Genomic DNA, 20,732 nt, shown 5'->3' with positions numbered 1-20,732 from the left:
ACCTCGCCGATGGCATTCGCCGTCTCCAGCACGCCGGCGTCTCGGAGTTGAAGAAGTATTCCTTGACCTTGTCGCGTAGTTCCACAGGACGCCGATTCCTCGTAAGTCAGCCGAAGGACTTGCCGCAGGCGCATTTGTCCTGCCGCGTTCGGGTTGTCGAAGACGAAAGCCCGAGGATTCGAGCCGTGACCGAAAATCACGGTCATGCGGCGACGTGGGGCTGGGAACCGGCACGCGACTAGACCTTGATCCCGTCCGCCTCGATGACCGCGTCGCCGTCGCGCGAGGCGCTTTCCAGGCCCATCAGGTATTTGAGGCCGGCGCAGCCACCCGCCTCGACCATGATGCGCAGGCCTCCGCGTTTCGGCGCGGCGCGAGGACAGCGCAGTCTTCCACGCGGGTACGGCATTTCGTGAGCGTGATCATGAGGACACATCTCCTTGTCGCTGGTGCGTTCGGAGAGGCTTCATGCATCGTCGTGCCAGAGGAGAGAAAATTCAGCAAAACAAGATGATCTTGTCGCTGTTCGTGTCGGATGTCAGAATCGCGGATTCGGACAAAGGGCCATCGCCGCTTCTTCTTCTCCCCGTAAATGGAGAAGGGGTCGCCAGCGCTGCGGCCGCCCCTGCGGTGGTTGCGGCCCCATAGGCGATCTCAAACACGCCACCGACACCGTCTGTCGTTTGTCGGGTCCCGCGACACAGCTTGTTTAAGCCAATCTTCCGTTTCTCATCCGCCTAAACATGCGGAAAAGAAATGGCGTATAAATTTTCTCGTCGGCCGGCCCGACGTGGCACGAGTTTTGAAGCTTCCTCGTTGCGAGGCGGCAGGAGCTGCCGACCGGCATTCATGTCGAGGGTGACCGCGACGAATGGAACGAAGGAAGGAAAGCAACATGTCAGCTCTGCGTCAGATCGCATTCTACGGGAAGGGGGGCATTGGCAAGTCCACCACGTCCCAAATACGCTCGCCGCCCTTGTCGACCTCGGCCAGAAGATCCTCATCGTCGGCTGCGACCCCAAGGCCGACTCCACCCGCCTGATCCTGAACTCGAAGGCGCAGGACCACCGTGCTGCACCTCGCCGCGCAGGAAGGCTCGGTGGAAGATCTCGAGCTCGAGGACGTGCTGAAGATCGGCTACAAGAACATCAAATGCGTGGAGTCCGGCGGGCCCGAACCGGGCGTCGGCTGCGCCGGGCGCGGCGTCATCACCTCGATCAACTTCCTGGAAGAAAACGGCGCCTATGACGACGTCGACTACGTCTCCTACGACGTTCTCGGCGACGTGGTGTGCGGCGGGCTTTGCGATGCCGATCCGCGAGAACAAGGCCCAGGAGATCTACATCGTCATGTCCGGCGAGATGATGGCGCTCTATGCGGCCAACAACATCGCCAAGGGCATCCTGAAATACGCCCATTCAGGCGGCGTACGCCTCGGTGGCCTGATCTGCAACGAGCGCCAGACCGACCGCGAGCCTCGACCTCGCCGAGGCGCTTGGCCGCAAAGCTCAACTCCAAGCTCATCCACTGTCGTGCCGCGCGACAACATCGTCCAGCTGCGAGCCTCAGATGAAGATGACGGTGATCCAGTACGCGGCCGGACTCCAAGCAGGCGGGCGAATACCCGGGCGCTGGCCGAGAAGATCCATGCCAATTCGGGCCAAGGCACGATCCCGACCCCGGAATCACCATGGAAAGGCTCGAGGACATGCTGCTCGACTTCGGCATTCATGAAGACGGACGAGCAGATGCTCGCCGACCCTGGCCGCGAAAAGAAGCGACGCTGGCGGCCGCCCAGTAGCGCCGCCGGCCGACAGGGGCGCCGGCCTTGACCCGGCCGCCGCTTCCGCGAAACGGCGCCGTCGCAGGCGAGGCGTCACCCCGAACCTTGAAAGGGGCAGGTCCCATGAGCCTCGACTATGAATGACGGCGCTCTCCACGAGAAGCTGATCGAGGAAGGTGCTGTCGCAATATCCAGACAAGCGGCAAAGCGCCGCAAGAAACACCTCTCCGTCGCCGCGCCGGCGGGCGAGGACGAGGTCGCCGGCGAGGTGCAGCACCTCTCCGAATGCGACGTCAAGTCGAACATCAAGTCGATCCCCGGCGTGATGACCATCCGCGGCTGCGCCTATGCCGGCTCCAAGGGCGTGGTGTGGGGACCGATCAAGGACATGGTCCACATCTCCCACGGCCCGGTCGGCTGCGGACAGTATTCCTGGTCGCAGCGGCCGCAACTACTACATCGGCAAGACCGGCATCGACACCTTCGTGACGATGCAGTTCACCTCCGACTTCCAGGAGAAGGACATCGTCTTCGGCGGCGACAAGAAGCTGGAAAAGGTGATCGACGAGATCGAGGCGCTGTTCCCGCTGAACAAGGGCGTCACAGTGCAGTCGGAATGCCCGATCGGCCTGATCGGCGACGACATCGAGGCGGTGTCCCGCAAGAAGGCCAAGGAGCACGAAAAGACAATCGTGCCGGTGCGTTGCGAGGGCTTCCGCGGCGTCTCCCAGTCGCTCGGCCACCACATCGCCAACGACTCGATCCGCGACTGGGTCTTCGACAAGAAGGAAGTCGAGTTCGAGGCGGGACCTTACGACGTCAACGTCATCGGCGACTACAACATCGGCGGCGACGCCTGGGCCCTCGCGCATCCTGCTCGAGGAGATGGGCTTGCGCGTCGTCGGCAACTGGTCGGGCGATGCGACGCTCGCCGAGATCGAGCGCGCGCCGAAGGCCAAGCTCAATCTCATCCACTGCTACCGGTCGATGAACTACATCTGCCGGCACATGGAAGAGAAATACGGCGTCGCCTGGATGGAGTACAACTTCTTCGGGCCCTCCCAGATCGAAGCCTCCATGCGCAAGATCGCCAAGCATTTCGGACCGGAGATCGAGGAGAAGACCGAGGAGGTCATCGCCAAATATCGCCCGATGGTGGATGCGGTGATCGCCAAATACCGGCCGCGCCTCGAAGGCAAGACGGTGATGCTCTATGTCGGCGGCCTGCGCCCCCGTCACGTCATCACGGCCTACGAAGACCTCGGAATGGAGATCGTCGGTACCGGCTACGAGTTCGGCCACAACGACGATTACCAGCGCACCGGCCACTACGTGAAGAAGGGGACACTGATCTACGACGACGTGACCGGCTACGAACTGGAGAAGTTCATCGAGGGTATCCGCCCCGATCTCGTCGGCTCCGGCATCAAGGAGAAGTACCCGGTGCAGAAGATGGGCATTCCGTTCCGCCAGATGCACTCCTGGGACTATTCCGGCCCGTATCACGGCTATGACGGCTTCGCCATCTTCGCCCGCGACATGGATCTGGCCATCAACAACCCAGTCTGGGGTCTTTACGACGCCCCTGGAAGAAGAAGGCCGTGCCGCCGACGGCGATCGCCGCCGAACGAGAACCTGGCCTCTCCGCCCAGGCGGGGAGGTCGATGAGCGCCCGCGGCCTTGACCCGCGGGAGTCCCTTCAACGTCTCGATGTCCCAGTGCCGCCGTATGGCGCGGCCAGTTGGAGAAGAGGTGACCACCATGCCGCAGTCGGCCGAAAAAGTCCTTGACCACGCTCCCCTGTTCCGCGAGCCGGAATACAGGCAGATGCTTGCCGAGAAGAAGATCAACTTCGAATGCCCGCACCCGGACCAGATCGTTACCGATCAGCGCGAATTCACCAAGAGCTGGGAATACCGCGAGAAGAACCTGGCCCGCGAAGCGCTGGTCGTGAATCCGGCCAAGGCCTGTCAGCCGCTCGGCGCGGTGTTCGCGGCGGCCGGCTTCGAACGGACGATGTCCTTCGTTCACGGCAGCCAGGGCTGCGTCGCCTATTACCGCTCGCACCTGTCGCGTCACTTCAAGGAGCCGTCCTCGGCGGTCTCCTCCTCGATGACCGAGGATGCGGCGGTGTTCGGCGGCCTGAAGAACATGATCGACGGGCTCGCCAACACCTACAAGCTCTACGATCCGAAGATGATCGCGGTCTCGACCACCTGCATGGCGGAGGTGATCGGCGACGACCTGCACGGCTTCATCGAGAACGCCAGGAACGAAGGCTCGGTGCCGCAGGACTTCGACGTGCCATTCGCCCACACGCCGGCCTTCGTAGGCAGCCATGTCGACGGCTATGATGTCATGGTCAAGGGCGTGCTGGAGAACTTCTGGAAGGGCAAGGAGCGCACGGAAGCCGCCGGGACCATCAACATCATTCCCGGCTTCGACGGCTTCTGCGTCGGCAACAACCGCGAACTGAAGCGCCTGCTCGACCTGATGGGTGTGTCCTACACCTTCATCCAGGACGCCTCCGACCAGTACGACACGCCGTCGGACGGCGAATACCGGATGTATGACGGCGGCACCAAGATCGAGGACGTGAAGGCGGCGCTGAACGCCGAGGCCACGCTGTCGCTGCAGCACTACAACACCCGCAAGACGCTAGAGTATTGCGGGGAAGTCGGGCAGGCCACTGCCTCCTTCCACTACCCGCTCGGCATCCAGGCGACCGACGCGTTCCTGATGAAGGTCTCGGAGATTTCCGGCAAGGAGATCCCGGAGGCGATCCGCCTGGAGCGTGGCCGCCTGGTCGACGCCATGGCCGACAGCCAGTCCTGGCTGCACGGCAAGAAATACGCGATCTACGGCGACCCGGACTTCGTCTACGCCATGGCCCGCTTCATCATGGAGACCGGCGGCGAGCCGACCCACTGCCTCGCCACCAACGGCACAAAGGCCTGGGAAGGCGAGATGAAGGAACTGTTCGCCTCCTCTCCCTTCGGCAAGGATGCACAGGTCTGGGCAGGCAAGGACCTCTGGGCGCTGCGTTCGCTGCTTTTCACCGAGCCGGTGGATCTCTTGATCGGCAATTCCTACGGCAAGTATCTGGAGCGCGACACCGGCACGCCGCTGATCAGGCTGATGTTCCCGATCTTCGACCGCCATCATCACCACCGCTTCCCGCTGATGGGCTACCAGGGCGGCCTGCGCGTGCTGACGACGATTCTCGACAAGATTTTCGACAAGCTCGACCGCGAGACGATCGACCCGGGTGTCACGGACTATTCTTTCGACCTAACCCGCTAAGAGCTGCGGCCGGCTTCCACCGGAGCCGGCCGCTTTTTGACGGACTTTGGAGACCGGCGCAATGTCCTCGCTCAGTGCCAAAATCCAGGATGTCTTCAACGAGCCTGCCTGCGACAAGAACCGGGGCAAGGAGGCCAAGGCGCGTAAGAAGGGCTGCTCCAAGCCGCTGACGCCGGGGGCGGCCGCCGGCGGCTGCGCCTTCGACGGCGCCAAGATCGTGCTGCAGCCGATCACCGACGTGGCGCATCTGATCCACGCGCCGCTCGCCTGCGAGGGCAATTCCTGGGACAATCGCGGCGCCGCCTCGTCAGGGCCGACGCTGTGGCGCACCAGCTTCACCACCGACTTGACCGAACTCGACGTGGTGATGGGGCAGGGCGAGCGGAAGCTCTTCAAGGCGATCCGCGAGATCAAGGAGGCCTATTCGCCGCCTGCGGTCTTCGTCTATTCGACCTGCGTAACAGCGCTGATCGGCGACGATATCGAGGCCGTCTGCAAGCGCGCAGCGGAAAAGTTCGGACTGCCGGTTGTGCCGGTCAACGCACCCGGCTTCGTCGGCTCGAAGAACCTCGGCAATAAGCTCGCAGGCGAAGCGCTGCTTGACCATGTCATCGGCACGGTCGAGCCGGACGATGCCGGCGCTTACGACATCAACATTCTCGGCGAGTTCAATCTGTCGGGCGAATTCTGGCTGGTGAAGCCGCTGCTGGACAGGCTCGGCATTCGGGTGCGCGCCTGCATCCCGGGCGATGCGCGCTATCTCGACGTCGCCTCCGCGCACCGCGCGCGGGCGACGATGATGGTGTGCTCGACCGCACTCATCAATCTCGCCCGCAAGATGGAGGAGCGTTGGGGCATCCCGTTCTTCGAGGGCTCTTTCTACGGCATCACCGACACGTCGGAAGCGTTGCGGCAGATCGCCGGGCTGCTGGTGAGGAGGGGTGCCGATCCGGAGCTGCTTGACCGGACGGAAGCGCTGATCGCGGAGGAGGAGGCGACCGCCTGGCGGAGGCTGGAGGCCTACCGGCCACCGCTCCAAGGCAAGCGCGTGCTGCTCAACACCGGGGGCGTGAAGTCCTGGTCGGTCGTCCACGCGCTGATGGAGATCGGCGTCGAAATCGTTGGCACGTCGGTGAAGAAATCGACGGTCGAGGACAAGGAGCGGATCAAGCAGATCCTCAAGGACGAGAACCACATGTTCGAGTCGATGGCGCCGCGCGACCTCTATGCCATGCTTGCCGAGCACAAGGCCGACATCATGCTATCGGGCGGACGCACGCAATTCATCGCGCTGAAAGCGAAGATGCCCTGGCTCGACATCAACCAGGAGCGACACCACCCCTATGCCGGCTATGACGGGATGGTGGAGTTGGTGCGCCAGATCGATCTCGCCATCCACAATCCGGTTTGGGCGCAGGTGCGCGAGCCGGCGCCGTGGGATGGATATCTTGCCTCGGAGGAGGAGGCGCCGGGCGAAGAAGGCGTGACCGCTACGGTCCACGCCTTCAGGAAATTCGCCGGCACGACGGCCGACGACTTCGGCGAGTGTTGAGAGCGACCATGGTCCGTATCCTTCCCCAGACCAAATCGGCCGCAGTCAACCCGCTGAAGTCGTCGCAGCCGCTGGGCGCGGCCTTCGCCTTCCTCGGCGTCGACGAGGCGATGCCGCTGTTCCATGGCAGCCAGGGCTGCACCAGCTTCGCGCTGGTGCTCTTCGTGCGGCACTTCAAGGAGACGATCCCGCTGCAGACCACCGCGATGGACGAGGTCGCGACGATCCTCGGCGGGGCGGACCATCTCGAAGAGGCGATCCTCAACCTCAAGACCCGCACAAAGCCGAAGCTGATCGGCGTCTGCACGACCGCGCTGGTCGAGACGCGCGGCGAGGATTTTGCTGGCGACGTCGCCACCATCCGAGCAAAGCGCGCGGAAGAGCTTGCGGGCACCGAAGTGGTGCTTACCAACACGCCGGATTTCGATGGCGCGATCGAGGAGGGCTGGGCCAAGGCCGTCACGGCGATGATCGAAGGGATCACGCGGCCGGGCGCGCAGGCGCGTAACGCGAAGAAGATCGCAATCCTGCCCGGCTGGAACCTGACCGTGGCCGACATCGAGCATCTGCGCGAGACGGTGGAGAGTTTCGGGCTCGAGCCGGTGATCCTGCCGGACGTCTCCGGCTCTCTGGATGGCACCGTTCCGGACCGCTGGATTCCGACCACCTACGGCGGGACGAACGTCGAGGACATCCGCGAGCTCGGTACGGCGGTGCAGTGTATCGCCATCGGCGAGCACATGCGCCGGCCGGCGGAGGCGCTGCGGAAGTTGACCGGCGTGCCCTACGTGCTGTTTCAGTCGCTGACGGGATTGAAGAGCGTTGACCGGTTCGTGTCGCTGCTCACGGCGATTTCGGGCATGCCGGCGCCGGCGAAAATCCACCGCCGCCGCGCGCAGCTGCAGGACGCCCTGCTCGACGGACACTTCCATTTCGGCGGCAAGAGGATCGCGATCGCGGCCGAGCCGGACCAGCTCTACCAGCTTGCCACCTTCTTCATCGGCATGGGCGCGGAGATTATGGCGGCGGTAACGACGGTCGGAACCTCGAAAATACTGGAAAAAGTGCCGGCAGAAACGGTGCAGGTCGGCGACCTCGGCGACCTGGAACGCCTTGCCGGCGGCGCCGATCTCCTCGTCACGCATTCGCACGGCCGACAGGCGGCCGAGCGCCTCGGCACCCCTCTGATGCGCGTCGGCTTTCCGATCTTCGATCGGCTCGGCAGCCAGCACAAGCTCACCATCCTCTATCAGGGAACCCGCGACCTGATCTTCGAGGCCGCCAACATTTTTCAAGCCAACCAGCACGAGCCTACGCCCGAGGCACTCGATCGATTCCGCAACCGGGACATGCCAGATGACCGCCATTCGCCGCTTGTCACTCGTCACTGACGATCTTCACGCGCCCAAGACGGAACGGCAGGCCGGCGCCTTGCGCGTGGCGATCGCCACGCAGGACATGAAGGGCCTCAACGCCCATTTCGGATCGGCCAAGCGCTTCGCCGTCTATGATGTGACGCCCGAGGTTTGGACCTTCGTGGAGGCCGTGGCCTTCGGCGACGTCTCCGACGAGAGCGGCAAGCACCGGACCGAGGGCGACGACCGCATCACGCCGAAGGTGGAGGCGTTGAAGGGCTGCCAACTGCTGTTCTGCCTTGCCATCGGCGGGCCTTCGGCGGCCAAAGTCGTCTCGGCAAAGATCCATCCGATCAAGGTGCCGCAGCCACAGTCGATCGAGGATGTGCTGTCGCGCACGCAGACGATGCTGAGGACTGCGCCGCCGCCCTGGCTGCGCAAGGTGCTCGCCGAGGCAGGTGTCGTCGAGAAGAACCCGTCCTTCGACGACGAAGAGGATTAGGAGACAAGACATGTCCGAAGTCGCCGTTACTCCTTCTGCTGTCGATGACGACGAAGCGGCGCTTGCTATGCCCTTCGTCAAATGCCTCGTGCGGCTGATCCGCGCCCAGGATTCCTATGGATCGTGGGAAGGTAAATTGGACGACGAACTGCTTTCCGACTTCATCGTCACGAAAGAGCAGCGCCGCGAGATTCCGATCATCGGCGATCCCGATCCTGACGTGCTGTGGCGGCTCGACATTTTCTATGCTGCCGTCGGCTTGGCGATCGAGGAGCGATCCGGCCTGATGGCCTCGCCCATGATGAAGTTGCATCACGAAGGCTTCGGGCGTGTCCTGCTTACGGCCGGCCGCCTGGTCGTGCTGTCGAAGAGCCTGCGCGACGTCCACCGCTTCGGCTTCGAGACGCTGCAGAAGCTCGCGGAAGCGGGGACGAAGTTCGTCGACGATGCGGTTTCCGCCATTAACGCCTATCCCGAAGTAGCACGGGCCTAGAGCAAGGGGACCACAGGATGCCGAATATCGAAGAACTCCAGAAGAAGGTCCGGAAGCTGCAGTCGCGCGCGGGCAATGCGAAGATGGAATTGCACGACCTGGCCGAGGACCTTCCGCTCAACTGGAGCGAAGTCAAGGCGGTCGCGGAAAAGACGTTCGACGTGTTCGCCGAACTGGACGCGGCAAGGAAGGAACTGGCCGCGTTGGAGAAAGCGGAATGACGAGCGCATTCGAGACCCGTGACGGCTCCAGCTGGATGCCGGAATACCTGACCGCGATCGACGGGGCGACCTGCATCGGCTGCGGCCGCTGCTTCAAGGTCTGCTCGCGAGAGGTGATGCACCTCTACGGTGTCGACGACGAGGGCGAGATCCTCGGCGCCTGCGACGGCGACGACGATTTTGACGGCGATCTCAACCGGATGATCATGGTCGTCGACCATGCCGGCCGCTGCATCGGCTGCGGTGCCTGCGCGCGCGTCTGTCCGAAGACCTGCCAGACCCATGTGGCGGCAGACAGGATCGCTGCATGAATTGAGGGAGAGCATCATGTTCGCCCATCACTACGTCTGCCTCAGCGCCGGCCAATGGCCGCCGATTGACGTGGAAACGGGGTTCGACCAGCATGTGCTCGCTTGCGTCCTCTCGCGCGCTCTGGAAGAGGTCGAGGCGGGTGAGGCGACCGCGACGGAGGCGACCGGCCTGTCGCGGGCCGAGCTGCGCGACGTGCTCACCCGTTGCTTTCCTGTCGCCCCGGTCAAGGCCTTCGCAATCGACGAACTGGCCGATCCCGAACCGGATATGGAAGAACAACTGCTGCGCGATCTGCTTCTTGCTTATGCCCGGCCGGGCAACAAAACCAGCGCCCGTCTAGCCAAGATCATCGCCCGGCGCGCCATGCGCAACGATCATCTCTGGCAGGACCTCGGCCTGTTTGATCGTGCGGAGCTCAGCCGCCTGCTAGCCACCCATTTTCCGCTGCTTGCGGCCGGCAATACCAAGAACATGAAATGGAAGAAGTACTTTTACCGCAAGCTCTGCGAGGCCGAGGGCTTTTCGCTGTGCACCACGCCCAGTTGCCGGGAATGCACCGATTTCGAAAGCTGCTTCGGCACCGAAGAAGGCGAAAGCCGCCTTGCACGGATCAGGAACGGCATGGAACTTCCGTAGGTAGAAATCGGAAAAGGGTTTTCGGTTTCGCTGTGGCGCTCAAGGGCAAATCGCTATTCCCCTGAGCCGATGAATTGCACGATCCGCTCGGTGATCAGGCCGAGCCGAAGGGGTACTACTGACAAAACGGAAGGAAAGTTGACGGTCTTTCTGACGGTCTCAAAAGTTTGAAAAATTATCCCTTTTTGAAATCAATGCTTTGCGTTGCTAGGATACAATGGAGTGGGAGTGAGGGGTCGTACCGTGGAGTAGTAGCGGATAGCAGAGGGCACCCGGGCGAATCCTAGGCCATCGATAGCAGTCGATCGATACTCGGCGCCCGCAGATCTGCCGCTCCGTCGGGCGTCCTCCCGCTCTTCGAACAGCGCCCATACGCCTTCGATTACTGCTCCTTCTTGAACAAATCCTGGAAGATGAGCCGGCCCCAAATGCGGTCGCGCGCGTGCACCAGCGCGCCACCCTCGTTGAGCTTTCCCAGCTTGACGGGTGCGAACCCGAGTTGTTTGGCCAAATCCGCCACGGGAGCGGTCGCGTCCTCGTCGTCGCTTGACAGAAAGACGACCCGGTGGCCGCCCTCGACGATCGGATCGACGGCCAGGGTGGCCGCAACCAGGTGATTGAAGCCTTTCACGAGCTTGGCGCCGGTGAACGACTTCGCGACGAAGGCGGAGGACGGGAGGCCGTCCAGTTCCTCAAGGGGAACCAACGCGTTCATCGCGTCGATGACCGTCTTGCCTTTCCAGCTCGGCAGGGCCTTCGCAACCTCGCGATGCTCCCCGAACGGGACCGCCAGGATGATTGTGTCGGCCTCGAGTGCTTCCCGCAACGACTTGGCGACGACCGTGGGTCCAATCGCCCGAGCCTGCGGCGCCAGCGCCTCGGGCGGCCGGCGGCTAGCGACGGTCACGTCGATGTTTTTACGGGCGAAGGCGTGGGCGAGAGCCTGCCCTACCTTGCCGAATCCTACGATTGCGTAGCTCATAATACTTCTCCGATCCGTGTTGATGTTGATTCCCCCACCTTTCAGATGGCCGAGAAGCCGCCGTCGACTGACAGCTCCACCCCATTCACGAAGCTGGAATCGTCGGAAGCAAGAAACACCGCGGCCGCCGCAATTTCCTCAGGACGCCCCATCTTTCCCCGCGGAATCAGGGATTCGAACATCCGCTTCGCCTCCTCGGTGAGAACTTGGTCCTGCATCGGCGTGGCGATCGGCCCCGGGTGCAGCACGTTCACCCGGATGTTCCTGCCCTTCAGCTCGTTTAGCCACCCGCGTGCGAATGCGTGCAACGCCGCCTTGCTCGCCGCATACACGCTGTAACCAGGAAAACCCTTCACCGAAGCAACTGATCCGGTCATGAAGATCGATCCGCCATCGTTGAACAGCGGCAACGCCTTTTGCACCGTGAACAGCGTACCGCGCGTATTCAGGCCGAAGGTCGCATCGAAATACTGCTCGGTAATCTCGCCCAGCGGGACGGCTTCGCCCGTGCCGGCGCTGGCGTACAGCACGTCGATCTTGCCCTTTTCCCGCTTGACTGTGTCGAACAGGCGGTCGAGGTCGTCGAGATTGGACGCGTCGCTGCGCACGCCGGTCACGTTCCGGCCGATCAGCCTGACGGCCTCGTCCAGCGCCTCCAGTCTCCGGCCCGTGATGAAAACATAGGCGCCTTCTTCAACGAACCGCTTGGCGCTCGCCAGCGCCATGCCGCTCGATCCACCCGTGATGACTGCAACCTTACCCTCAAGCTTTCCCATGACTTCTCCTTTCGTGGCGTCGGGACAGCATCTGCCTCCGAGAACCTCGAAATGGGTCCGCCGGCATCAGTTGTTGAGTGCGGAAGCGCGCACATCGGTGGTGCGGAATCGATCCGGCTGGACGACTGACGCCAGCCGCGACGATCGGTGTCCGCCGTTCGGAATTGGGCCGCGTCCGTCGACATAGGCTATGATAATAGCCCGTACCGCTGTTCGATGTATTAAATACGGGCTTTGGAAGACGCACCCCGCGGTGCGGGATTGCACCATGATCGACTGGGACGACGTTCGCTACTTTCTTGCCGTCGCGCGCGCAGGCTCGGTACGGGCTGCCGCCGAGCGCCTCGGGGTGAACCATTCGACCGTGCTGCGACGCATCGCCCAACTGGAGGAACGGCTCGGGGCGCACATGTTCGAGAAGCTGCCTTCGGGCTACCGCCTCACGGCTGCGGGGGAGGAGGTCCTCGAGCTCGCCGACCAGATGGAAGCGTCGTCGCACCAACTGGAGACGCGCGTCTTTGGCCGCGACCAGAGCGTGCGCGGGCGTCTGCGGGTGACACTGGCACCGCCGCTGGCGACCCACCTGCTCATGCCGGACTTCTCCGATTTCGCGCGTCTTTATCCGGACATCGAGATGGAAATCTTGTCGTCCGGCGAGCTGGCAAATCTGACCAACCGAGAGGCCGACGTCGCGATTCGCGTCGTCTACGACCGCAAAAACCTGCCGCTCAATCTTCACGGTCTGAAGGGACCGGATGTATTCGGCGGTATCTACATGTCCCGCGATCGACTGGCCGCGTGGCGTGCGGGCGCGCCTGATCCCATCCGCTGGATCGTCATAAGCATTCATGGAATCCCGGACTGGGCCCACGAAGGTGAGGTTCGCACCGTCGAGGTTCCGTTCAGGGTCACGGATGCCGAGGCGCAGATGGTCGCGGTGCGGCAGGGGCTCGGGATGACGACGCTGCCGTGCTTCGTGGGAGATGCCGACCCCCTGCTGGCGAGGGTGCCGGGTACCAACCTGCACATGTACGGAACGCTCTGGCTTCTCACACAGGGGGAGGCACGCAAGACGAAGCGCGTGCGGCTCTTCACGGAGTTCGTATCCCGCAGGCTTGCCGCGTACGCTTCGCTTCTCGCCGGGCTGTCCCTATCGCGCGACTGACGCGCGGTGGGTCGCCGGCGACGCTTGCCGTAATCCGGTCGGAAGCCGAGCTGCGACGGCTCCAAGTGACATCGCGGTTAACCCCTTGCGCTGCTGACAGTAGCTTCGGCTATGTCGGCGGCGCCTTCGCGGCCCATCGGGCTATCGCAAACCCACCCTAAATCACTGATTTAAAAAGCAGAAATTTTCAACATCTATCGCGGACCATTGCGTGCAGAAGGACCGCTCTGGCGGTCTTTTGACGGTATCCGCTTCTTGTCCGCGCGCCAAAATCGCAATGCCGTCAGCCCAATTCAATTCCGCACAGGTTGAATGTGGCGCGGGAGGGCCGGGCATCGCCTTCTGCCCGCAGTTCGTGATCGGTGCGGAATGGCGGCGCAAGGCCTGTCCGGGTGCTGCCCGTCCATGCAGCGAGACATCGGCGCTGACAGCTTTCCTTGCAATTTGTAAGTCGGCCTGCCAGCAGCATGCGGCGGCCCATGCCGATGACAGTCGGTCGTGCAGCCGCACACAGTTGTATTCATTAAACTTTTCTGCTTTGGCATCGGACTTGCATCAGTCCTTTCACGCCGGCAGCGCTGGAGAATGCCGCTGCCCGTGGAGGAGAGCCCGATGCAAGAGACCTTCTATGAAGTCATGCGACGGCAGGGGATCACCCGCCGGAGCTTCCTGAAATTCTGCAGCCTGACGGCGGCGTCGCTTGGCCTTGGTCCCACCTTCGCGCCGAAGATCGCCTATGCGATGGAATCGAAGCCGCGCATTCCGGTGCTCTGGCTGCACGGGCTCGAATGCACCTGCTGCTCGGAGAGCTTCATCCGCTCGGCTCATCCGCTCGCCAAGGATGTCGTGCTTTCGATGCTGTCGCTCGACTACGACGACACGATCATGGCGGCCGCCGGCCACCAGGCCGAGGCGATCGTCACCGAGACCGTCGAACAATACAAGGGCAACTACATCCTCGCCGTCGAAGGCAATCCGCCCCTCAACGAGGACGGCATGTTCTGCATCATCGGCGGCAAGCCCTTCGTCGACCAGCTCAAATACGCCGCCCAGAACGCCAAGGCGATCATATCCTGGGGGTCCTGCGCCTCATGGGGCTGCGTGCAGGCGGCGCGGCCGAATCCGACGCGCGCGACGCCCGTCCACAAGGTTCCCGGTCTGCCCGACAAGCCGATCATCAAGGTGCCAGGCTGTCCGCCCATCGCCGAGGTTATGACGGCCGTCATCACCTATATCCTGACCTTCGAGCGCTTCCCCGAGCTCGACCGGCAGGGCCGTCCGAAGATGTTCTACAGCCAGCGCATCCACGACAAATGCTACCGGCGGCCGCATTTCGACGCCGGCCAGTTCGTGGAAGCCTTCGACGACGAGGGCGCGCGCAAGGGCTACTGCCTCTACAAGATGGGCTGCAAGGGCCCGACCACCTACAACGCCTGCTCCACCGTGCGTTGGAACGGCGGCCTCTCCTTCCCGATCCAGGCCGGCCACCCCTGCATCGGCTGTTCGGAAGACGGCTTCTGGGACAAGGGCGATTTCTACAGTCGCCTCAGCAACATCAACGGCTTCGGCGTCGAGGCAAACGCCGACAGGATCGGGGCGACGGCCGCGACGGTGGTCGGCGCTGCGGCGGCCGCGCATGCGGCGGCGAGCGTGGTCAAGCGGATGCGCGAAAAGGGAGGGCAAAGCTGATGGGCATCCAGACACCGAACGGGTTCAGTCTCGACACTTCGGGACAGCGCGTCGTCGTCGATCCGGTGACCCGCATCGAAGGCCATATGCGCTGCGAGGTCAACGTCGACCAGAACAACGTCATCCGCAACGCGGTTTCGACCGGAACCATGTGGCGCGGGCTCGAAGTCATTCTCAAGGGACGGGACCCGCGCGACGCCTGGGCCTTTACCCAGCGCATCTGCGGCGTATGCACCGGAACGCATGCGCTCACCTCGGTGCGCGCGGTCGAGGATGCGCTCGGCATCACGATCCCCGAGAACGCGAACTCGATCCGCAACATCATGCAGCTTTCGCTGCAGGTGCATGATCACCTCGTGCATTTCTATCACCTGCACGCGCTCGACTGGGTGAACCCCGTCAACGCGCTCAAGGCCGATCCCAAGGCGACGTCGGAACTGCAGCAGACGGTTTCGCCGAGCCATCCGATGTCGTCGCCCGGCTATTTCCGCGACGTCCAGAACCGGTTGAAGAAATTCGTCGAGAGCGGTCAGCTCGGCCCGTTCAAGAACGGCTACTGGACCAACCCGGCCTACCTGCTGCCGCCCGAGGCCGACCTGATGGCGGTCACGCACTATCTCGAAGCGCTCGACTTCCAGAAGGAGATCATGACGACACGAACGATCTTCGGCGGCAAGGACATCCATCCGAACTGGCTGGTCGGCGGCGTGCCATGCGCGATCAACATCGATGGGGAACTCGCCGCCGGCGCGCCGATCAACATGGAGCGGCTGAACTATGTCCGCAGCGTCATCGACCGCTCGATCGAGTTCGTCGAAAATGTCTACATCCCCGACATCATCGCCATCGGCGGCTTCTACAAGGGCTGGCTCTACGGCGGAGGACTGTCGGGCAAGAGCGTGCTTGCCTATGGCGACATTCCCGACAAGGCGAACGACTATTCGGCCGGCAATCTCCTGATGCCGCAGGGCGCGATCATCAACGGCAATCTCAAGGAAGTGCTGCCGGTCGACGTGCGCGATCCCGAGCAAGTCCAGGAATTCGTGCCGCATTCCTGGTACAAATATCCGGACGAGGCCAAGGGCCTTCACCCCTGGGACGGCGTCACCGAGGCGCATTACGAGCTCGGGCCGAACGCCAAGGGCACGCGCACCAACATCGTCGAGATCGACGAGAGCGCGAAATATTCCTGGATCAAGGCGCCGCGCTGGCGAGGCAATGCCATGGAGGTCGGGCCGCTCGCCCGCTACGTCGTCGGCTATGCGCAGGGCCGCGAGGACATCAAGGAGCAGGTCGATTCGACGCTGCGGGCGCTCAATGTCCCCCTCGAGGCGCTGTTCTCGACGCTCGGCCGCACCGCGGCGCGCGCGCTCGAAGCGCAATGGGCCGCGCACAAGCAGGCCTATTTCCTCGACAAGCTGGTCGCCAACATCAAGGCGGGCGACAGCGCGACGGCGACCACCGACAAATGGGACCCGAAGACCTGGCCCTCGGAGGTCAAGGGCGTCGGCTTCACCGAGGCGCCGCGCGGGGCGCTCGGCCATTGGGTGCGCATCAAGGACGGCCGCATCGAGAATTACCAATGCGTCGTGCCGACCACCTGGAACGGCTCGCCGCGCGATCATCAAGGCAACATAGGCGCGTTCGAGGCTTCGCTCATGGATACGAAAGTGGAGCGGCCGGAGGAGCCGGTCGAGATCCTCAGAACGATCCACAGCTTCGACCCCTGCCTGGCCTGCTCGACCCATGTCATGGGTCCGGACGGCCAGGAACTGGCTGACGTCAAGGTGCGCTAGGGAGGAATTGAGATGAGACGCACGGTTCTGAAACTTGCTTTCGCTGCGGGCTCGCTCGCGGCTCTCGCCGGTCCGGCGCTCGCCCATGTCGGCGCCGGCCATGCCGACGGCTTCGCCGCCGGCATGGCGCATTCTTTCCTTGGCCTCGACCACCTGATGGCCATGGCCGCGGTCGGCGTCTGGTCGGCGACGGCCGCGCCGTCCCGGCCATGGGCGGCGCCAGCGGCTTTCGTCGGCATGATGATCGCCGGCGCGGCGCTCTCTTTCGCCGGCATAGGACTGCCGGCGGTGGAAGGCATGGTCGCGCTCTCGGTGCTCGCGCTTGGGCTGATGATCGTGGCCGGCGCAGGGCTGCCCGCCATCGCTGGCGTCGGGCTCACCGGTCTCTTCGCTCTCTTCCACGGTCATGCCCATGCCGACGAGGCAACCGGCGCGGCCCTGGCCTATGTTGCCGGTTTCTCGCTTTCCACCGCGGCGCTGCACGGGCTCGGCGTCGGCATCGGGCTGAAGCTCGCCCGATCGACCATGGCGCGCGCAGGCCTCGGCATCCTTGTCGCCGGCTCCGGCGCGGCGCTGGTCTTCGGCGGGTAGGAGGCAGCCATGAGCGCCAGCCACACGCCGCGCAGCGAAGAAGCCGTCTATGTCTATGAGGCGCCGCTGCGCCTATGGCACTGGGTCAACGCCTTCGCGATCTTCACCCTGGCCGGGACCGGCTATCTGATCGGGTCTCCGCCGCCTGCGGTCGGCGGAGAGGCGAGCGCCAGCTTTCTCTTCGGCTGGATCCGCTATCTGCACTTCTCCGCCGGATACATTCTGGTGATCGGCTTCGCCTTCCGCGTCTATTGGGCGTTCGTCGGCAGCGAGCATGCCCGCCAGATCTTCCTGCCGCCGGTCCTGAGCGGCCGGTTCTGGCGCGAACTCTGGCACGAGGTGCTCTGGTACGCGATGCTCGTCAAGGAGCCGATGAAATATTCCGGGCACAATCCGCTTGCCACGCTGGCCATGCACATTCTGTTCGTCTGGTTCGCGATCTTCATGATCGTGACCGGGTTGGCGCTCTACGGCGAAGGCGAGGGCATGGGCTCCTGGCAGTACAGCCTGTTCACGAGCTGGGTCATTCCGCTCTTTGGCCAGAGCCAGGACGTCCATACCTGGCATCATCTCGGTATGTGGGTGATCATCTGCTTCGTCATCGTCCATATCTACGCCGCGGTGCGCGAGGACATCATGTCGAGGCAATCGATCATCTCCTCCATGTTCTCGGGCTGGCGGACCTTCCGAGGCAACGGGATGCCCAAGGACTCCCACTGACGCTCATGACCGCGAGCACTTGGCCGGTGCGGCGTGCAGCCGCACCGGCCTCTTCTTTCTTGCCGGCTGAAAGGCGGCTTTCCAGTGGTGAAATGCTCGCTTCCCGCCGGCACCGGGCTTGTCGGTCTAGTGGAAGACATCTTTCCATTTTGATGACAAAACCGGCTGAAGACCTTTCAGCGTCATTCCGCAGCCGACCCTCACATCCTTGCTTTTGCTGGGTTCGGCCGTGACCCGCGAACTTGGCCCGCTTCTTGCTGTTCCCTGGGGGAAGACAGGAGGCGGGAGGAAAACGCCTGTGGAGGATGCACCCTCGGTGCTGGTGCTCGGCATCGGCAATCTGTTGTGGGCGGACGAAGGCTTCGGTGTCCGCGCCGTGGAGGAATTCAACCGTCTCTACGAGACGCCCGACAATGTGCGCGTGATGGACGGCGGCACGCAGGGCATCTATCTCGTCCAGCACATCCGCGAGACCGACATTCTGGTCGTCTTCGACGCGGTCGACTACGGCCTGCCCCCCGCCACCATCAAGGTTGTCGAGGACGACGAGGTTCCCGCCTTCCTCGGTGTGAAGAAGGTTTCGCTGCATCAGACCGGCTTCCAGGAGGTGCTGGCGATGGCGGCGATGATGGGTGACTATCCTCGTCGTCTGCTCCTGGTCGGCGTCCAGCCGGAGGAGTTGGACGACTATGGCGGCAGCCTGCGCCCCGCGGTCAGGGACCGCATCGTTCCGGCGATCGGCATCGCCGTCGACTGGCTTGCCCGCCAGGGAGTGATGGCGGGGAGGCGCGCCGAGCCGCTTGCGGAAGACGAGACGCTGGCGTCGCGCGAGATGCGGATCGGCCTCTACGAGAGCGGTCGGCCGCGGTCCGACGAAGCCTGCCGCATCGGCGACGCGCGCATCCTGCAAGGCGGCGGTTTTCGAGCGCCGGAAAATTACGAGAGCGAGATCGATCGGCTTCTCCGCTCGCGGGGAGGGCAGGGCTGATGTGCATCGGCGTGCCCCTCGAGGTGGTCGAATCGCATAGCGGCATTGCGCTCTGCCGGGGACGGGCCGGACTGCGTCGGATCGACATGACGCTTACCGGCGACCAGCCCGCCGGCACCTGGATCGTCGCTTTCCTCAACGCGGCGCGCGAGGTGGTCACGCCCGAAGCGGCGCGCCGGATCGCCGACGCGCTCGAAGCCGCCGAGCGGGCGCTCGCCGGCGACACCGATCTCGACCATCTCTTCGCCGACCTCGTCGGCCGCGAGCCGCAATTGCCGGAGCATCTGCGCGCGGCCTCTTCAGCACAAAGCACGGAGGACGCTTGAGCCTATGTTTTCGCCGCTTCTCAGCACGATGATCGAGCGCCACGGCATGGCCGTCGTTGACCTGACGACGGTGGATGCGTTCGCCGAGGATCACGACTTCACGGTGCTTTTCTTCCCTGGCGACTGGCAGCGGCTCGTCGAGAGCAACGACGTGGCGGTGATCCTGCCGGAACTGGTCGCAGCCTTCCAGGGCGTGTTCGAGGCGGCGGTGGTCGCCAGGGAGAGCGAGCGGAAGCTGCAGGGCCGCTACCGGTTCAACGCGTTCCCCGCCCTCGTTTTCCTGAGAAACGGCGGATATCTCGGCGTCATCAAGCGCGTTCTCGATTGGGAGGACTATCTCGGCGAGATTTCTTCGATCCTGGCGCGCGAACCTTCCGCGCCGCCGCCCTTCGAACTGCCGGAGGGCTGCGCGACCAGCGATCGTCACGATCACGACCACTTCCACTGAGCGGGGCAAGCCGGGAGGGCTAGAACATGGCGATCGATTCCTTTGGCAGCGTAGGGCCGGGCTCGCAGCCGGCCGAAGCGGACGGCGGCGAGCTGCAGTATATGGAGATGCCCAAGGGCATGCTCACCTTTGCCCGGCCGATCCTGCCGGAAAGGGAGGACGTCGCCGGGCTGCAAGCGGCGCTCGCCGTCCTTTCGGCGGTGGCCGACAGCCTCGCCGCTTTTTCGCCCGGGCGCCCGAACGCGGTCCATGATCTCGCCGGCCTCGACAACGCCAGCCTGGCGCTGGTCGATCAGGTGCTCGGCGAAGGCGAGGTGTCGGTCATCTGCGGCGGCGACGTCCAGGCGCAGGAATCGGTGCTTGCCGGCGTCTGGCGCGTCCGCCGGACGGGCCCAGAGGGCCGGCTCGCGAGCGATACGATCGAGGTAGGGGCCTTCCCGTCCGCCGTGATGGCACAAGCCTTCGCCGGGAGCCGTGAGGCGCTCGCCGCCCCGGCGGTCTACCCGGCGGGCGTCTTCAACGCGCCGCCGCTGATCGCCGAGATCAACGAGCACATCCGCCGCACGGGGCCGGGCGTCGAGCCGCATGCGATCAATCTGTCGCTCCTGCCGCACACGGAAGAGGATCTGGTCTTCCTCGACCGACTGCTCGGGCAGGGATCCGTCGCGATCCTCTCGCGCGGCTATGGCAACTGCCGCGTGACGACGACAGCGACGCGGGATGTCTGGTGGGTGCGCTTCTACAATTCGACCGAGGCATTGATCCTCAATACGATCGAGGTGACTGCCCTGCCGCAGGTCGCCAGCGCGGCGCCGGAAGACATTGCCGACAGCCATGGCCGGCTGCTCGAGATCCTTGAGGTCTATCGATGACGGCGTCCTTCTTCGACGGCTCCTATGGTGGGGACAACGCCAAGATCGGCCCGGCGACGCGGCTCGAATGCAAGATCTGCTGGCATGTCTACGACCCGGCGGAGGGCGACGACTACTGGCAAGTACCGCCCGGAACCTCTTTCGCCGAGCTGCCGCCGCACTGGAGTTGCCCCAATTGCGATGGCTCCCGGAAAGATTTCATGGTGATAAAGGACGATTGAC

20 protein-coding genes and 2 pseudogenes are annotated in these 20,732 nt (G+C 63.8%); 20 read left to right on the top strand and 2 right to left on the bottom strand.

The features are described from left to right. The first annotated feature begins 895 nt into the window (after nt 1–895). The 10 genes and pseudogenes from EJ070_RS36015 to EJ070_RS35970 all read left to right on the top strand — a co-directional run bounded on the left by EJ070_RS36015 (nt 896) and on the right by EJ070_RS35970 (nt 10,157). Nucleotides 896–1,801: pseudogene (locus EJ070_RS36015) on the top strand (AAA family ATPase). 105 nt (nt 1,802–1,906) lie between these two features. After that, nucleotides 1,907–3,411, top strand: a pseudogene (gene nifD, locus EJ070_RS36010) (nitrogenase molybdenum-iron protein alpha chain); the annotation flags it as partial. 133 nt (nt 3,412–3,544) lie between these two features. After that, the gene (nifK, locus tag EJ070_RS36005; protein WP_126096046.1) at nt 3,545–5,086 is read left to right on the top strand and encodes a nitrogenase molybdenum-iron protein subunit beta; all 1,542 of its coding nucleotides are present in this window, start codon (nt 3,545–3,547) and stop codon (nt 5,084–5,086) included. A 61-nt stretch (nt 5,087–5,147) separates the two neighbouring features. Continuing rightward, nucleotides 5,148–6,638, top strand: coding sequence for a nitrogenase iron-molybdenum cofactor biosynthesis protein NifE (gene nifE / locus EJ070_RS36000; protein WP_126095603.1), 1,491 nt, complete (start codon nt 5,148–5,150; stop codon nt 6,636–6,638). A gap of 8 nt (nt 6,639–6,646) precedes the next feature. After that, complete coding sequence (gene nifN / locus EJ070_RS35995; RefSeq protein WP_126095602.1) at nt 6,647–8,029, top strand: nitrogenase iron-molybdenum cofactor biosynthesis protein NifN; 1,383 nt, start codon at nt 6,647–6,649, stop codon at nt 8,027–8,029. Further along, the gene (gene nifX / locus EJ070_RS35990; RefSeq protein WP_126095601.1) at nt 7,995–8,495 is read left to right on the top strand and encodes a nitrogen fixation protein NifX; all 501 of its coding nucleotides are present in this window, start codon (nt 7,995–7,997) and stop codon (nt 8,493–8,495) included. The genes nifN and nifX overlap by 35 nt, the downstream gene beginning before the upstream one ends. 10 nt (nt 8,496–8,505) lie before the next feature. Further along, a complete protein-coding gene (locus tag EJ070_RS35985) occupies nt 8,506–8,988 on the top strand; it encodes a NifX-associated nitrogen fixation protein (protein ID WP_126095600.1) in 483 nt (160 codons plus the stop codon). Nucleotides 8,989–9,005: 17 nt separating this feature from the next. Beyond that, the gene (locus EJ070_RS35980; protein WP_126095599.1) at nt 9,006–9,209 is read left to right on the top strand and encodes a CCE_0567 family metalloprotein; all 204 of its coding nucleotides are present in this window, start codon (nt 9,006–9,008) and stop codon (nt 9,207–9,209) included. After that, nucleotides 9,206–9,520 carry a ferredoxin III, nif-specific gene (fdxB, locus tag EJ070_RS35975; protein ID WP_126095598.1) on the top strand — a complete coding sequence of 105 codons (315 nt, stop codon included), beginning with the start codon at nt 9,206–9,208 and terminating at the stop codon, nt 9,518–9,520. Before EJ070_RS35980 ends, fdxB begins: the two co-directional genes overlap by 4 nt. 16 nt (nt 9,521–9,536) lie before the next feature. After that, on the top strand, nt 9,537–10,157 hold the full coding sequence (locus tag EJ070_RS35970; protein ID WP_126095597.1) for a nitrogen fixation protein NifQ: 621 nt from the start codon (nt 9,537–9,539) through the stop codon (nt 10,155–10,157). A 382-nt stretch (nt 10,158–10,539) separates the two neighbouring features. On the opposite strand, the gene EJ070_RS35965 is transcribed toward EJ070_RS35970, so the two are convergent. Both EJ070_RS35965 and EJ070_RS35960 read right to left on the bottom strand, forming a co-directional pair. After that, nucleotides 10,540–11,139 carry an NADPH-dependent F420 reductase gene (locus EJ070_RS35965; protein ID WP_126095596.1) on the bottom strand — a complete coding sequence of 200 codons (600 nt, stop codon included), beginning with the start codon at nt 11,137–11,139 and terminating at the stop codon, nt 10,540–10,542. 41 nt (nt 11,140–11,180) lie between these two features. Then, a complete protein-coding gene (locus EJ070_RS35960) occupies nt 11,181–11,915 on the bottom strand; it encodes an SDR family oxidoreductase (RefSeq protein WP_126095595.1) in 735 nt (244 codons plus the stop codon). A 268-nt stretch (nt 11,916–12,183) separates the two neighbouring features. On the opposite strand from EJ070_RS35960, the gene EJ070_RS35955 reads away from it, so the two are divergent. The 10 genes from EJ070_RS35955 to EJ070_RS35910 all read left to right on the top strand — a co-directional run bounded on the left by EJ070_RS35955 (nt 12,184) and on the right by EJ070_RS35910 (nt 20,731). After that, nucleotides 12,184–13,080 carry a LysR family transcriptional regulator gene (locus EJ070_RS35955; protein WP_126095594.1) on the top strand — a complete coding sequence of 299 codons (897 nt, stop codon included), beginning with the start codon at nt 12,184–12,186 and terminating at the stop codon, nt 13,078–13,080. A gap of 612 nt (nt 13,081–13,692) precedes the next feature. Continuing rightward, nucleotides 13,693–14,769 (top strand): hydrogenase small subunit, encoded by a 1,077-nt coding sequence (locus EJ070_RS35950; protein WP_126095593.1) that lies wholly within the window; start codon nt 13,693–13,695, stop codon nt 14,767–14,769. Further along, nucleotides 14,769–16,565 carry a nickel-dependent hydrogenase large subunit gene (locus EJ070_RS35945; protein WP_126095592.1) on the top strand — a complete coding sequence of 599 codons (1,797 nt, stop codon included), beginning with the start codon at nt 14,769–14,771 and terminating at the stop codon, nt 16,563–16,565. The genes EJ070_RS35950 and EJ070_RS35945 overlap by 1 nt, the downstream gene beginning before the upstream one ends. 12 nt (nt 16,566–16,577) lie before the next feature. Then, on the top strand, nt 16,578–17,156 hold the full coding sequence (locus EJ070_RS35940; RefSeq protein ID WP_126095591.1) for a HupE/UreJ family protein: 579 nt from the start codon (nt 16,578–16,580) through the stop codon (nt 17,154–17,156). A 9-nt stretch (nt 17,157–17,165) separates the two neighbouring features. After that, nucleotides 17,166–17,876 carry a Ni/Fe-hydrogenase, b-type cytochrome subunit gene (cybH, locus tag EJ070_RS35935; RefSeq protein WP_126095590.1) on the top strand — a complete coding sequence of 237 codons (711 nt, stop codon included), beginning with the start codon at nt 17,166–17,168 and terminating at the stop codon, nt 17,874–17,876. A gap of 298 nt (nt 17,877–18,174) precedes the next feature. Further along, a complete protein-coding gene (locus EJ070_RS35930; RefSeq protein WP_126095589.1) occupies nt 18,175–18,864 on the top strand; it encodes a HyaD/HybD family hydrogenase maturation endopeptidase in 690 nt (229 codons plus the stop codon). Continuing rightward, a complete protein-coding gene (locus tag EJ070_RS35925) occupies nt 18,864–19,190 on the top strand; it encodes a HypC/HybG/HupF family hydrogenase formation chaperone (RefSeq protein ID WP_126095588.1) in 327 nt (108 codons plus the stop codon). Before EJ070_RS35930 ends, EJ070_RS35925 begins: the two co-directional genes overlap by 1 nt. 4 nt (nt 19,191–19,194) lie before the next feature. Next, the gene (locus tag EJ070_RS35920; RefSeq protein ID WP_126095587.1) at nt 19,195–19,638 is read left to right on the top strand and encodes a hydrogenase-1 expression HyaE; all 444 of its coding nucleotides are present in this window, start codon (nt 19,195–19,197) and stop codon (nt 19,636–19,638) included. Between the two features lie 26 nt (nt 19,639–19,664). Continuing rightward, the gene (locus EJ070_RS35915) at nt 19,665–20,510 is read left to right on the top strand and encodes a hydrogenase expression/formation protein (RefSeq protein WP_126095586.1); all 846 of its coding nucleotides are present in this window, start codon (nt 19,665–19,667) and stop codon (nt 20,508–20,510) included. Then, on the top strand, nt 20,507–20,731 hold the full coding sequence (locus EJ070_RS35910) for a rubredoxin (RefSeq protein ID WP_126095585.1): 225 nt from the start codon (nt 20,507–20,509) through the stop codon (nt 20,729–20,731). Before EJ070_RS35915 ends, EJ070_RS35910 begins: the two co-directional genes overlap by 4 nt. The last annotated feature ends 1 nt before the right edge of the window (nt 20,732 follow it).

The organism is Mesorhizobium sp. M1E.F.Ca.ET.045.02.1.1, from assembly GCF_003952485.1.
In the GTDB taxonomy this organism is placed as follows: Bacteria; Pseudomonadota; Alphaproteobacteria; order Rhizobiales; family Rhizobiaceae; genus Mesorhizobium.
The sequence above is the reverse complement of the archived record's forward strand: the minus strand, read 5'-3'. Positions and strand labels throughout refer to the sequence as shown.